Here is a 14,752-nt window from a genome sequence, read left to right on the forward strand (position 1 = left end):
TTATGTCTTGGATCACTCTGCCGAAGACGATAAGGGTATTGATATGAAAACGATGATCCAATTGTTAGATGACCTGACTCCCTTGAATCGTGTGATTTGCTCCAGCGACTACGATGATACGATCGAGTATCTAATGGATCTCCTGCCTTTCAAAGAACTCACTTATCCCGCAAACGACAATTATAATGGATGGGTGATTCCGCCCAAATGGGATGTCAAGGCCGCTCACATCTATCATGGGAGTGAAATGATATACGACGGTCGTTGGCACCCCATGGCGGTCATGGCCCTGTCGGCACCGTTCAAAGGCATAGTCACGCGTGAAGAGCTGTGCAAGCATCTGCACTTCGATCATCGCTTCGACGACCGGATACCCTTCCACTTCCGTCAGCTCTTCACCAGCTGGAAGCGGGACTGGGGGTTCTGTGTTACCAAAGCGTTCTATGACTCGCTGCCGCCGGGCGACTATGACGTCCTGATCGAGACCGAGGAAGCGCCCGGGCCCTTGCGGGTGCTCGACTATCACCTGCCCGGCAAGCTTGACGACACCATCGTTTTCGGTGCCAACCTCGATCACCCCGGGGTCGCCAACGATGGCGTGTCCGGCGTGGCCGTGGGCGTTGCGCTCTTTGATATGCTGCGTAAGCGTGATCTAAAGTTCAGTTATCGGTTGGTGCTGGCTCCGGGGATCATGGGTAATGAGTATTATCTAGGTAGGATGCCGGAGAAAGAAAGAGAGATACTCTTGGAAGGAGTCATGCTGGAGATGCTGGGATCTCCGACGCCGTTGAACCTGCAACTATCGAGAAGCCAAAACAGCAATATCGAACTTGCACTGCAGGAAGCTCTCGGTAACGGTTCGATTGAGCACCGTGTGGGGGAATTTGAAAGCCTGTTGCTCAATGATGAGTATATCTGGGAGGCCTACGGTGTACCGATGTCGTCTCTCTCACGCTTCCCTTATCCTGAGTACCACACCGATGCCGATAATGTGGCATTGATGAGCGAGGGGCGGCTTTCCGAGGCCCTGACCCTGATCGAGGCGGCGATCGACAATCTCGAGGTATCACCCGTTATCAAGAAAAAGTTCATGGGCAATATCTGCCTGTCCAACCCCGACTACGACCTCTATATTGATCCGGGCCAGGTAGCATTCGGCGATCAGCTGGACGACACTAGACGCCGCAAGCGCATGCTGATGGATATCATTCCAACAATCAGCAGGCCCACCACTACCAGGCAACTAGCCATGGAAGTGGGGCTACCGAAGCAAACGGTGGAGCAATATATCAGAGCTTGGCAGGAATGCGGGCTTTTGGAGGTGAGCGCTTGAGAGCGCCAAGTACCTTCGGCCGGCTTGCTGTGATACTGCTCGTCACGAAGCCTAGTGATTGACATACCCACAATTTATTAATCAACTTGGTGCTAGAGCAATACTAGTGCTTTAGCGAAAATTACTGAACAATAAGCTTTGAATGTTATTCATCATTTTTCGTAATGCAAACCGTTACTTTCTTGCAGAAGTTAGGATTGGTTAAATTTTATTGTATAAAAAACACCAACGATAGTATATGTTAAGATCTGGCTGCGGAAAAGAGCTGTTACAATATTGGTACACATATATGAAATTTTCGAAGCTTTGGTGAATTTTGTCACTATTATAATCTCTTTAAAGGTAGTCATAAATTAGAATCTGAAGGTCGGTTTTTAAGTTACCATAATTATTATTTATTTTTTATAGGAAATTGCTATGATATCAATAATAACCCCTGTTTATAATGGTGGAAAATACATTAGAGATTGCATTGAAAGTGTTCTTGATCAAGATGAAGTGGATGTTGAGCACATTATAGTTGATGATGGCTCTACTGATTCTACTCCTTCAATAATTTCTGAATATAAAAGTGTTGTGTTGTTATCGCAACGTCGGCATGGCGCAAACGCTGCAAGAAATAAAGGGTTGAATATTGCTAGAGGTTCCTATGTAAAGTTTCTTGATTCAGATGACATGCTAGTTAGAGGAGCCTTAAAAAAGCAATATTACTACTCTCTTGGTGTTTTGGGAAAGAAAATATCCTATGGGTATTATGAATCATTTCGTGACAATGGGCTTATTGAAAAAAAAATGAGGTCAAGCGCTGTAAAACTCAATAACAACGTTGCTGACTTGATCATGAGAAATATATTAATTTCTCTTCCTCTTTACCCACTTGAAACTCTAAAAGCAGTAGGTGGGTTTGACGAGCGGATGCATGCAAAGCAAGAATGGGCTCTTAATATTAAACTGTCATCGATTGGTTATAGTTTTGAGTTTGATGATACTTTGATTTTCAGACAGCGTCTGCACGACGCCTCACATAGGATAAGTAATAGAAAAATTAGCCCAGCTTTAGAATTAAAAAATCTAGAATATGCATTCGAAGCTGTAGCAAATAGTAATGAGAAAATAATATTTGATGCTTGGGCCCTTTATCTCTGGAGAGAGGGAGGGGGTTTGATAAAGAATGGAGATCATGAAGGTGGGAGGATGTTCTATAAGAAAGCAAAGGAAATCTCTCCAAATGGATATAAAAGCTTTTTAAATACAAAATATAAAATAGTGATGGCTATAGTAGGGGAAGTGGCTGCTACCCGGTTGTGGCATTATAAGGAACAGTTAAACAGTTCTTTATTGATAAAAAAGGTAAATAATATTTAGTTGCGGAGTTAAATTGTTTTCTTGAGTTAAGTATAATTATAGGTCCACCTTGTCTATCTGTTGTATTGTTTATGTTATTACTCATTAAGTTTATCTATCTGATATACATTACACTGGAAGTTGTTTATCAATAGAATAAAAAGTCCAATGAGTGGTGATGGTATATCACAAACTTATCTTAACTGAAGAGATGAGGGTTTAAATAAAATGAATATGCGATACGAGCCCTTCCATGAGTTTAATATGGTTAGGCTAATGGATGGTCGACTAAGAGTACTCCAATACCACGGCAGCCCAGCGCCTATAATGCTGCCATACAACCTCACCATGAAGGAAGTAAACGGTCTAGGAACCCCAAATATACCGGCCTGAATCAGGCCGGTAGGGTGTCTTTCCACTGCCAGGGCAGCAGGGCGTCGAGGCCGTCATCCTTACCGAGGGTGGACAGCGTCTCGAACACGAATTGCAGTACGCGTAGGGCGAGAGACCATTGGCCTTGGCCGTCTTGATCAGACTGTAAGTGGCTCCACTGGCCTGCGTTGTCAACGCCAATGAAGGATGTCCGGTTTGGGGGTGCGGCGTTTTTCTTGGACTCTTTCATCGTCAGCTTCAGCTTCAGGTTCGTGTGAGGTCTCGTCCTCCTTTTTTGACTGGGGACACCAGTGTGATCGACGCAAGTCAGTTTAAATGGATGTGGTTGCTAGAGTGCTTAAGTACCTAAGCAAAAGAAATTGCGCATTCCGTTCCGTAACCTGACAGGATCCGTTCTACCTCGCGGCACAACGTCGCGAAGCTTTCATAGGCAGTCAGCGGCAGCCAGGCATACTTGACCTGGCGCCAGAGGATTTTGATCAGGTTCAACTCGGGCGGGTAGGTCGACAGGTAGACCACGTGGACCCGCTGGTCCAGCCACTCCAGGCGCTTGCGTTGGAAGGACTCCGGACGATGTATGCTGGCATTGTCCAACACCACGATCACGAAGGTATCCGGCGCTTTCTGGGCAATGAAGTGGTCGCAGGCAGCGATGACCGTCTCCGTCGCCACGACTCGGTGGTGGACTGATAGACCAGTTTGCCTTGCCGACTCAGGAAGCCCAGTGCGTTGAGCCGGCGACTGCGCGAGTAGGCGGTCATCTCCAGCGGTTTCCCGACAGGACTCCACGCATAGGGCAAGGCAAATGACTGGGAATACGCTGATTTATCAAAATAGTAAAGCTCTGCGATGCCCTGATCTTCCCGGGCCTGAAGCGCTGACATCAGTCCTGGCGTGTTGCGGAAATCCGTCTCGTCACGTCGCCCCGTCAGGGACCGCCGGACGCGTTTGAAGCTATGGCCGATTTTTTTAACGTCCGCCTGAGGGTCGCGGTGCTGGAGGTCTTGCCGGTTTCCTCGAGCAGCCGAGCTCGAACGATCTTGATTTGATGAGGATACTCTTGGACCAGCTCCTGCAAGCGCCCATGATCCTGATCATCGAAAATCGGCGGTCGCCCGCTACGCGCCCTGTCATGGAGCCTTTGCAGGCCTTCAGTCTCCCAAGCCTTGAACCAGCTTGCCACCGTGTTACGGGTGACGACCAGGATCTCGCAGATCTGCCCGATCGTATGCCCTTTGTGGCTGAGCAGGATGCCATGAGCACGCCGACGCAGCGCAGGCTTTTCGGCATACTGGTAAGTGTCCATCAGGGCCTCCTGCTCAGCCGTAGTGAGAGGAGTAACAAAGCGGTGCCTCATGCGCACGTCCTGGTGCAAGGGGAAACAAGCTGACCATTATGCACAAAAACTTATGTGCTGTCACTTACTGAAGAGAACCGGGGGCGGGGCTGAAAGGAACTATCGGGTTCGAGACGTCTTGACAATGCGCTGATATATAAACCGAAGTTTGAGGAATATCTTGGATCAGGCCAAATCCATATGAAACTTATAATATGCTGAAAATACTGAAAATTTATGTATTATTTATTAGATAGCAAGGAGTTTAGAGATGCTGCTTTCATTGATAATACCCTTCTATAATTCCAAACACAAGTGCGAGAACTTATTAAAGACCTTGAGGGATATTGATGACCATGAAGTTGAAATTATTCTAGTTGATGACGGATCTGTGGACGGTACCGGTGAGCTTCTGGAAAAATTCAAGGATGATTCAAAAATCACAACTCAGGTTATATATCAAGATAACAAAGGGCCGGGTGGAGCTAGAAATCATGGCTTGAGTGTCGCAAGTGGAGAATATGTTTGGTTTATAGATTCTGATGATAATATTAATTTAAATGCAATCGATGTTATAAAAGAGGAAAGATATGGGTCTTACGATTTTATTGATTTCGACATATGGCATAGAGGAGAAGTTATTAACACCTTAGGTCTAAGCCCAGGCAGTTATACTGATTCTGAAAAAAGTAAAGCTTGTCTTTTGGAAATCTTTGGAAGGCTATGCTGTAAAGTATTTAGAAGGAAGTTTTTAGTTAGCAATAAAATATTCTACCCTGAATGCTGCCTTTATGAAGACCATCCTATGCCATTTATATATCCCTTTTTTGTAAAGCATTTTTATAAGAGCAATGTTGTCGGATACTATCATAATGAAGAGTTTGAATCAGTGACAAGATGCGACCCTAGTCCACGTTTTTTTGATAAATTGCTTACACTCCAGTATGGCTTTAGTCGGAGCAAAGCAATGTGCAATTCTGATGAATTGGAAAAGATAAAGAAAAAATTTGCTGTGCATTATTTGATATACACATCAGGGATGCTGATTACAAAAAAGCCAAGCTATCGCTGGATTATGATTGCTCGTTTAATGCGGCAATATAGAGATGTTGCCAAGGAAAATTCTATACAAATAAATCCACTAAATCATCTTGGTGGTAGTGTTGGCTATAAAGTGTTTTTTGTTTTCCTTTGGGTTATATCCTGCATGCTTCCTGATCAAAGCAAATATTTTCATAAGTTAAGGATTGAAGGATGGAAAGTTGATTTTAATCCTCCTGTCGGGCCTCAAATAATTAATGAGCCATATGTGAAATAATTCTGTTGGTATTATCTGCCACTCCTACAAATTGACAAATGGGGATTTGTGGTGCAATTCCTTCTGTTGGATGGGGAGCTTATACAGTCAGCAATAGCTCTTCAGCGTCGACTTCATTATTTCACTGACACGTAATGTCAGGCACGTAGCTTATATCATTGATCAGCTTTTCCAGAGCAGGAAAGAGCAAAAACTCCTCCCTGCGAGTACGCAACAGCTCATAATTCATAATCTAGTATCCTAATCCGACATCAGAATCTTTATATTAAATTCCAAATAAAATTTTTAACTTAAATAATTGAGAGTTACTAATTGATTTGCATACATTACTCCAATGCTCAATGAAAGGAGAGAGCCGCCATGTACGATACCGAATTTCTGGTGGTCGGTGCCGGTGTGACTGGACTGGCTTTCGCCGATCACATCGCTAGCAATGATTATTTAATATGCGAAGCTGCCAATAAAATTGGCGGGTATTGTAAAACAATTCAAAGAGATGGGTTTACCTGGGATTACTCGGGACATTTTTTCCACTTCAAGCATGCTGCTATTGAAAAGGATCTCGTCTCGAGAATGGGGGGGCAGAAAGTTTATAAGGTGAAGAAAAATAGCAAAATCTATTGGAATGGAGGGTGGATAGATTTCCCATTCCAAAAAAATATACATCAGTTGCCGAAAGATGATTTCGTAGATTGTATCCACGGATTGTTTTTTAGACAGAAGAAAACTCCTGAAAATTTTCAGGAGATGCTGTATTCCAAATTTGGAAAGGGCATATCAGAAAGGTTTTTGATACCATATAATCAGAAACTTTACGCTACAGACCTAAGAAATCTTGATATGAATGCAATGGGAAGATTTTTCCCGCATGCAGACATGGAGCAGATTGTCAATAACTTCAAATATTCTGACAATGGTAGTTATAATGATTATTTCACATATCCCAGTGGTGGAGCCATCCAGTATGTGAATGCGTTGGCTACGGGGGTCGCGCACGAACGCATTCTCTTGAACGAAAGGGTCATTTCGGTAGATCTAAAAAATCATATTGCATTAACTAATCGTCGTGAAATACGCTACGAGTCTTTGATCAGTTCGGCTCCGCTTCCTGCATTGCTGGGTTGCTGCAAGGTTGAGACTAACAGTAGCCTGTACAGCTGGAACAAGGTTTTGGTCTTTAACATAGGCTTCGACTCAAAGGGGCCAACAGATATTCACTGGATCTATTTTCCCCAGGAAGAAATTAGCTTTTATCGTGTCGGTTTTTACGACAATATCTTGGCAGAAAATAGAATGAGCCTGTATGTTGAGATTGGTATGAATCACAATAGCTCTCTAGGAGAGGGTGATGTCGAAAAAATACGTGATAGAGTCATTGGAGATCTTAGAAAAGTCGGCCTAGTGGTAAATCATAAGGTTTTGTCATGGCATTACACTGTCATGGATCCTGCTTATGTACACATTACTGAGAGATCAATAACTGAAGTTTCCAGAGTAAAAGAGATACTGTCCAACCATGGTGTCCATAGCATAGGGCGATATGGTGGTTGGACATATTGTAGTATTGAAGACAATATTGTGGAAGCTCAAGCTCTAGCTGAGACTTTCAATGCTGTTGATAGGATCTATTAATGACCGCCCGATCACTGTCGCTGCATGTTGCCATTGTTGCGCAAACGCCTTTCCAGTACTTGTCGGCTATCTTGATTCGTCAGGCTTCTGGTATGAAGTGTGACTTATGGTTGATTGATCCATCTTTAAAGGACTATGTGGACGGATGCCGTAATTCCGAATTATGGGAAAGAGTCGAATACCTGGAGGTGAATAAACTAGCGGTAGGGAAGTACAAGCTTACCGATAAGATAAAAAGGCGCTACAAGATTATGGCGGCTATTAAAAGAATAAAAAGATACCTAATGAATACAAGGCCTTCAGCAATCGTAATTTTTTCCGATAACCATGAGCTGACTGCTGGCTTTGCACGTCTAGGAAAAATAGTCTCTAGCTCACATGTCGTCATGGCAGAAGATGGGGCAGCCGTATACCTATCTTTCAAGAGAACCCAGACCATACTATGGAAGCGGATATTTGCACAGCTTATCAATGCTGACAACCCTAATGGCTATAGTATAGGTTGGTCGCCATACATTGATTCTTTATTAGTGTCTAATCCGGAAGTTGTGCATCAAGATTATGTGAGAGATAGAAAGGTTTTTCCCTACCCAGCAGGACCATACCCTCGAAGCGTCATGACAGAGTTCATTGACATGCTCAATATCAATCTTGAAGAATACATCGAGTATGATCGCGATATCGTTCTTCTCGGGCAACCTTGGGCCGAATTAGGCAGGATGGATAGTAATCAGGAGAGGAAAATGCTCCAGAGCCTCGGCGATAGCAAATTTTCCAGCAGAATCTTGATAAAGCCTCATCCATTCGAATCAATAAACAAGTATTATGGTTTGGGAAACATCAAGGTTTGCAGCGATGAATTGAACCGTGTGCCTGCTGAAGTCGTTTTTGAACTCTTGCATCCATCTATTGTAATATCGATATTTAGTTCTGCTGTATTCAACTATTGTCTTCGAAATTGTAAGCTTGGGATATTGCTTGCATTTTCAAGCCTACCACAGGAAGTCACACAATTCATGAAAGGCAAGTTGTCTAGCTACCATGCCATTACAATCGTTAAGGATGAGCGGGAGCTCTACGAAGCAATAGAAAGAATAAGCCAGGAATCAGCGAATTGTGATTGTAATTCACTTGTAGAAGCAAATGATGATAGCTGGAGATCGATGGTGAGAGAGGCTCTTATACTATCGTGATGTTAAAGGTTTTAAGGGTAGGAGGGTCAAGATGAAAGTTACATATTTCATGGTCAGCCCAGGCATGACAGGGGGAAACCTGGTTATATTCCATCATATGGAAGCATTAGCAAAAGAGGGAATCAATGTTCAATTGATCACACCGTTCGGAATAAAAAATTGGGCTGCCGGTACATTAGAAGAATTATTTAAACATTCCTATTGTCCAGCTTACAACGGAATATGGAAGTACGCGAAAAAGGTCCAGTATGTCCTACGAAATCATGCCCCAGGCATTGAGCGGTTGGCCATGAATTGGTATAGTGGTAGTGAAAATCTTATAAGTTCTTCGTCAAGTGTGACAAGACGTCTTGTCGAGCAATGGACTCCGTCGGACATTACGGTTGCGACTCACAGCTTTACGGCACACGCTGCTGCTTTGGTCTCGAGAAAAAGCAACGTCTTTTATCACATGCAAGGCTTTGAACCTTGGTTCAGTGATGATCCAGTGTTTCAATCAATATCTGAACTATCCTACAGGCTGCCTTTAAAAAAATTCGCCAATTGCACCTGGCTGCAAGATAAGGTCTTTGCACTCACTGGTGACAAGATTGGTCTAGTTAGACCCGGCTTGAATCATCAGGTTTTTTATCCACGCCAAAGTCAAAAAATAAACGACAATAAAATGAGTGGAGATAAAAAAATAAAGATTGTTTCCTATGCAGATTCTCGCCCACTTAAGGGGTGGGCTGAAAGTCAACTAGCCATGAAGTCTGTGTTTTTAAGGATGGGAAATGATTTAAAAGTTGAATGGGAGGTGTTCGGTTCTACCAATGTCTCAAGCAGTGAAGTTTCTGTAAGAAATCATGGTTTTTTATCGCATGAAAAATTGGCAATGCTGTATTCTAATGCTGACATTGTCTTTGTGCCTTCTTGGTTTGAAAGTTTTCCTCTTCAGCCGGTCGAAGCCATGGCTTGTGGTGCTGCGGTAATTACTACTAGAATTGGAACCGAAGATTATGCGCGCCATAATGAAACAGCTTTAGTCGTTGAACCAAGGAAGCCTGAGTCGTTAGCTAACGCAATTATAAGATTAATTTATGATTGTGACAAGAGGGAAAAGCTTGCTAGTGCTGGTCTGGCAGAAGCAAAAAAATTTACTTGGGATCAGTCAGCTAGAGAAGTAAAAGCAGCTCTTGAAATATGCTGAGCTAAATAGGCAGAGGGCCGAGTTTTAATATTTTGGTCCTTGAAATAATTTAATATATACAAGTGAGCATGTATAGTGAGAAAAAAAGTATTGCTTCTTTCAAAATACTCACGCCAGGGGGCCAGCAGCCGACTCCGGTCACTTCAATATCTTCCTTATTTAGATAAGTATGGCTTTGACGTTACGGTTCAAAGTCTATTTGATGACAAGTATTTGAAGCACATCTATCAAGGTGAAGCAATATCCAATTTCTCATGCTTTAAATATTCTTGGAATAGGCTGGTTACTCTATTTGGTGTTTTTAAGTATGATTTGATCTGGATCGAGTATGAGGTATTTCCTTACTTTTTCCCCATCGTTGAGCGATTGTTAAATTTGTTCGGCAAGGCATATGTTGTGGATTACGATGATGCTGTCTTCCACAATTACGATCTTTCCAGTAATGCCCTCGTCAAACGCTGTCTTGGCGGGAAGATCGATGATGTTATGCGCCATGCCGGTTGCGTGATTGTGGGTAATCGTTACCTGGCGGCGCGTGCCCGAAGAGCCCGGGCGTCACAAATCGCAGTCATTCCCACAGTCGTCGATCATGGGCGCTACGTAGCCAGGAAGTCTACTGCACCAGAGCGGCCCGTTATCGGCTGGATCGGCTCCCCTTCCACACAGAAGTATGTTGTGGCAATGGGCGAGGTACTGCGCAGGGTCTGTAGGGAAACCCGAGCCCGTCTCATGCTGGTGGGTGCATCACCGGCGGTGGCGGAAGAGCTTCTGGGCATCGACGTCGAGGTCTTGGACTGGCATGAAGCGAGTGAAGCAGAACTAATCCGGCAAATGGATATCGGGATCATGCCGATACCAGATGGTCTATGGGAAAAGGGAAAGTGTGGCTACAAACTGATTCAATACATGGCTTGTGCCGTCCCCGTGGTTGCCTCTCCTGTTGGTGCGAATATCGATATCGTCAAAGGCAGTCGTGCGGGGCTACTCGCTGACTCTCCCGAGGAGTGGGAAAGGGCCTTGACGCAACTCCTCGAGTCTCCGCGGCTCCGTCAGAGAATTGGGCATGCAGGACGCAGGGCCGTGGAATCAACATATTCATTGCACGTTCAAGCGCCGATATTGGGCAAAGTGTTTGCGAAAGCCATCAAAGACAGGGGGGCGCGCACCTCTGTTAGTCACCTGCTCCAGTAGTCGTTTGTCGAGTGAAACGCGCATCGCCACGATGGCTTTGAGGTGCACGGATTCATCTGTCTTCTCATTGCTTTCCTGATCATTTTGGGATGTAAGCAGAATAATAATGCTTTGGTAGGGGGGGCTATGAAGATTTTTGTCACCGGCGGCGCAGGATTTATTGGTTCCGCGGTAATTCGTCATATCATCGCCAATACGCCGGACAGCGTGGTCAACGTGGACAAGCTGACCTATTCCGGCAATCTCGAATCTTTGGCGGACGTGTCTGCCAACAGCCGTTATGTCTTCGAGCGAGTAGATATCTGCGACCGTCGCTCTCTGGAGCGCTCTTTCTCACTGCACCGGCCCGATGCTGTTATGCACCTGGCGGCGGAAAGTCACGTGGATCGCTCCATCGACGGTCCCGCGGATTTCATCGGCACCAATATCATCGGTACCTACACTTTGCTGGAAGTGGCGCGCGATTACTGGCAGGGTCTGGATGCGGTACGCCGCAGGGCCTTTCGCTTCCACCATGTCTCTACCGATGAGGTCTATGGGGACCTCGGTGGGTCCGACGGGCTCTTTACGGAATCCACCCCTTATACCCCCAGCTCGCCGTATTCGGCTAGCAAGGCCTGCTCCGATCACTTGGTGCGCGCCTGGCAGCGAACCTACGGCTTGCCTGTCTTGATCACCAACTGCTCGAACAATTACGGCCCCTACCAGTTTCCGGAAAAGCTCATCCCCTTGATGATTCTCAATGCCTTGGAGGGAAAACTGCTCCCTGTTTACGGCACTGGCGAACAGATACGGGACTGGCTCTACGTGGACGATCATGTCCGGGCACTACACCTGGTATTGACCCGGGGTGAGCCGGGGCAGACCTATAACATCGGCGGGCACAACAAGAAGTCGAATATCGAGGTGGTGGAAACCCTTTGTGACCTGCTTCAAGAGCTGTCCCCACCCCAGGTGACTCCGGTTGCCAGGACGACCCGGCATTACCGGGATCTGATTCACTTCGTGTCGGATCGCCCCGGTCATGATCTTCGTTATGCCATCGATGCTGGCAAGATCAAGGTCGAGCTGGGGTGGTCCCCCTCTGAAACCTTCGAATCGGGCATGCGCAAGACGGTTTCCTGGTACTTGGCTCACCACCACTGGTGCCATCGAGCTTTGGCAGGTGGCTATCAGAGAGAGAGATTAGGGACTGTCAAACAGGTGATGGTATGAACATCTTGCTGCTGGGCAGCCATGGCCAGGTGGGTTGGGAGTTGCAGCGCTCCCTCTCCCCCTTGGGGGACGTCATGGCTGTGGGCAAGCACGTTCGACATGGCTCCGACATCGACCTCGCTCAGCCGGACAGCCTGGTGAAACTTGTTCGTGAGCTCAAGCCCGCGGTGATCGTCAATGCCGCTGCTTACACCGCCGTGGACCGTGCTGAGGAAGAGCGCGCGTTGTCATGGCGTGTCAATGCCGAGACGCCCGGTATACTGGCAGAGGTCAGCCGTCAGGTGGGGGCGCTGCTCGTCCATTACTCCACCGATTATGTGTTTTCCGGTGAAGGTGATACCCCATGGCGAGAAAGCGACATTCCGGCCCCCATCAACCATTACGGTGCCGGCAAGTTGGCTGGGGAGGAGGCCATCTCGACGGCCGGTGGTCGACACCTGATCTTTCGCATCAGTTGGATCCACGCGCCACGTGGCCGTAACTTCGTCCTGACCATGCTCAGGCTCTTGCAGGAGCGGGATGCTCTCGCAGTGGTCAGCGACCAGATCGGGGCCCCGACCTCCGCCGAATTGGTTGCGGATATCACGGCCCAGGCGTTACGCCAAGTCTTGGATGAGCCCGGCAAGGCAGGGACCTATCACCTGGCGGCAACCGGCGAGACGAGCTGGCACGGGTACAGTCGTTACATCGCCCAGCATCTCTCCGAACGTGGCCTGACGGTCAAGGTTATGCCCGAGGCGGTGCCCACCGCGCACTTCCCCACGGCGGCCAGGCGGCCGGCGAACTCCCGACTGGATATCAGCCGCCTGATGTCGACGTTCGACCTGAACCTGCCGTCATGGCAGCGGGGAGTGGGCCGTACGCTCGACGAGTGTCTGGAACACGGCTAGGCACACTAGCCGATAAGGTCACCGCCTACGGAATCAGGCCATACATTGCAAGAGGCTACGTCTCATCGAGAGGCACCAGGGCTGGTAATGGCCGAGACGAGCTTCGATATAGCGACGGGTAATGATGGATGGTGGTTGTCAGGGCGCTGGTGCTCGATGATGCCCGTGGCTCACGGTGACGATCACAAGACGAACAATACTGTAATACAGGAGTCGATCATGACATTTAAAGGTATCATTCTAGCTGGCGGCTCCGGTTCACGGCTTTACCCCATCACCCACGGGATTTCCAAGCAACTCTTGCCGGTCTACGACAAGCCGATGATCTATTATCCGTTGTCGGTACTGATGCTGGCCGGCATCCGCGATATCCTGGTCATCACCACCCCGGAAGACCAGTACGGCTTCAAGCGGTTACTTGGGGATGGCCACCAGTTCGGCATCAAACTGAGCTATGCCGTTCAGCCTAGCCCCGATGGCCTTGCCCAGGCCTTCATCATCGGTGAAGAATTCATCGGCGATAGCAATGTCTGCCTAGTACTCGGAGACAATGTCTACTATGGACAGGGTTTCAGCCGGTTGCTGCAGTCCGCCTGTTGGCGCACCAACGGGGCCACGGTATTCGGCTACCGGGTCACCGACCCCGAACGCTTCGGTGTCGTGGAGTTCGACGATCGGAAGCGTGCAATCTCAATTGTGGAAAAACCGGCCCAGCCGAAATCAAACTATGCCGTGACAGGACTCTATTTCTATGACAATGATGTGATAGAAATTGCCAAGTCGATCAAGCCTTCACATCGTGGGGAACTGGAAATCACCTCTGTCAACCAAGTGTATCTTGAGCGTGGCGACTTGAATGTGGAACTGCTGGGACGAGGGTTTGCCTGGCTGGATACCGGTACCTATGACTCGCTTCTGGAAGCCTCCGCCTTCATCGAAACCCTGGAAAAACGGCAAGGACTTAAGGTCGCCTGTCCCGAAGAGGTGGCCTATCGTATGGGGTATATCGACAGGGACACGCTATTGCTGCTTGCCAGTGATCTCTGCAAGAACAGCTACGGACTGTATCTCAAGAGTCTGGTCGAGGAATAGTCAAGCGGCCATGAAAGGAATCATATGTACATCACTCCCTCTTCGATTCCGGATGTCAAACTCATCGAACCAAGAGTGTTCGAGGACGACCGTGGGTTCTTCATGGAGTCCTGGAATGCCAGGGTGTTTGCCGAAGCTGGCATCGATCATCCGTTCGTTCAGGACAACCACAGTCGTTCAGTCAAGCACACCTTGCGTGGCTTGCATTATCAAATACGACAGCCCCAGGGCAAGCTGGTCCGGGTAACTCAAGGCGAAGTCTTCGATGTAGCAGTGGACCTTCGTCTTTCATCCACGACGTTTCGAAAGTGGGTGGGTTTTTATCTCTCGGCAGAGAATAAGAGAATGCTCTGGATCCCGCCTGGCTTCGCGCATGGCTTCTACGTCACGACCGAGGTAGCGGAGTTCCAGTACAAGTGCACGGCATATTATTCCCCCGAACATGAGCGGATCCTGCGATGGGACGATCCCGCCGTGGCCGTTCAGTGGCCGCGGCCGGCTCCGGAAGAGGTGGTCCTCTCCGAAAAGGATCGTCGAGGGGTATCGCTGGTGACGGCCGACGTCTATCCCTAGCCGGGGCTTGATGGGGGGCTGGCGGGATAGCGCTCTTCGATGCATTTCCAACT

The 14,752-nt window shown here is 47.5% G+C and carries 12 protein-coding genes and 1 pseudogene; 11 read left to right on the forward strand and 2 right to left on the reverse strand.

The window, feature by feature from the left end; genetic code table 11:
* Positions 1-43: 43 nt before the first annotated feature.
* Both FVV99_RS16195 and FVV99_RS16200 read left to right on the forward strand, forming a co-directional pair.
* On the forward strand, positions 44-1,333 hold the full coding sequence (locus tag FVV99_RS16195; protein ID WP_161599019.1) for a DUF4910 domain-containing protein: 1,290 nt from the start codon (positions 44-46) through the stop codon (positions 1,331-1,333).
* Positions 1,334-1,750: 417 nt separating this feature from the next.
* Positions 1,751-2,698: a glycosyltransferase gene (locus FVV99_RS16200; RefSeq protein WP_148255173.1), complete on the forward strand. Its 948-nt coding sequence runs from the start codon at positions 1,751-1,753 to the stop codon at positions 2,696-2,698.
* Positions 2,699-3,071: 373 nt separating this feature from the next.
* Here the strand turns inward: FVV99_RS16200 and FVV99_RS16205 are convergent, their stop codons facing one another.
* Both FVV99_RS16205 and FVV99_RS16210 read right to left on the reverse strand, forming a co-directional pair.
* The gene (locus FVV99_RS16205) at positions 3,072-3,299 is read right to left on the reverse strand and encodes a hypothetical protein (protein ID WP_236645443.1); all 228 of its coding nucleotides are present in this window, start codon (positions 3,297-3,299) and stop codon (positions 3,072-3,074) included.
* 116 nt (positions 3,300-3,415) lie between these two features.
* A pseudogene (locus FVV99_RS16210) lies at positions 3,416-4,427 on the reverse strand (IS630 family transposase).
* 250 nt (positions 4,428-4,677) lie between these two features.
* Between FVV99_RS16210 and FVV99_RS16215 the strand changes: the two are divergent.
* The 9 genes from FVV99_RS16215 (at position 4,678) to rfbC (ending at position 14,699) form a co-directional block, all read left to right on the forward strand.
* A complete protein-coding gene (locus tag FVV99_RS16215; RefSeq protein ID WP_148255174.1) occupies positions 4,678-5,724 on the forward strand; it encodes a glycosyltransferase family 2 protein in 1,047 nt (348 codons plus the stop codon).
* A 360-nt stretch (positions 5,725-6,084) separates the two neighbouring features.
* Positions 6,085-7,356 carry a protoporphyrinogen/coproporphyrinogen oxidase gene (locus tag FVV99_RS16220; protein ID WP_148255175.1) on the forward strand — a complete coding sequence of 424 codons (1,272 nt, stop codon included), beginning with the start codon at positions 6,085-6,087 and terminating at the stop codon, positions 7,354-7,356.
* Complete coding sequence (locus tag FVV99_RS16225) at positions 7,356-8,549, forward strand: polysialyltransferase family glycosyltransferase (protein ID WP_148255176.1); 1,194 nt, start codon at positions 7,356-7,358, stop codon at positions 8,547-8,549. The genes FVV99_RS16220 and FVV99_RS16225 overlap by 1 nt, the downstream gene beginning before the upstream one ends.
* Before the next feature lie 31 nt (positions 8,550-8,580).
* Positions 8,581-9,738, forward strand: a complete 1,158-nt coding sequence (locus tag FVV99_RS16230) for a glycosyltransferase family 4 protein (RefSeq protein WP_148255177.1) — start codon at positions 8,581-8,583, stop codon at positions 9,736-9,738.
* A 75-nt stretch (positions 9,739-9,813) separates the two neighbouring features.
* Positions 9,814-10,929 (forward strand): glycosyltransferase family 4 protein, encoded by a 1,116-nt coding sequence (locus FVV99_RS16235; RefSeq protein ID WP_201745129.1) that lies wholly within the window; start codon positions 9,814-9,816, stop codon positions 10,927-10,929.
* A gap of 126 nt (positions 10,930-11,055) precedes the next feature.
* Positions 11,056-12,144, forward strand: coding sequence for a dTDP-glucose 4,6-dehydratase (gene rfbB, locus FVV99_RS16240; RefSeq protein WP_148255179.1), 1,089 nt, complete (start codon positions 11,056-11,058; stop codon positions 12,142-12,144).
* On the forward strand, positions 12,141-13,034 hold the full coding sequence (gene rfbD, locus FVV99_RS16245) for a dTDP-4-dehydrorhamnose reductase (RefSeq protein WP_148255180.1): 894 nt from the start codon (positions 12,141-12,143) through the stop codon (positions 13,032-13,034). The genes rfbB and rfbD overlap by 4 nt, the downstream gene beginning before the upstream one ends.
* 219 nt (positions 13,035-13,253) lie before the next feature.
* Complete coding sequence (rfbA, locus tag FVV99_RS16250; RefSeq protein ID WP_148255181.1) at positions 13,254-14,126, forward strand: glucose-1-phosphate thymidylyltransferase RfbA; 873 nt, start codon at positions 13,254-13,256, stop codon at positions 14,124-14,126.
* Between the two features lie 24 nt (positions 14,127-14,150).
* A complete protein-coding gene (gene rfbC, locus FVV99_RS16255) occupies positions 14,151-14,699 on the forward strand; it encodes a dTDP-4-dehydrorhamnose 3,5-epimerase (protein ID WP_148255182.1) in 549 nt (182 codons plus the stop codon).
* Positions 14,700-14,752 lie beyond the last annotated feature (53 nt).

The sequence above is a fragment of the Aidingimonas lacisalsi genome (assembly GCF_008079445.1).
Classification (GTDB): domain Bacteria; phylum Pseudomonadota; class Gammaproteobacteria; order Pseudomonadales; family Halomonadaceae; genus Aidingimonas; species Aidingimonas lacisalsi.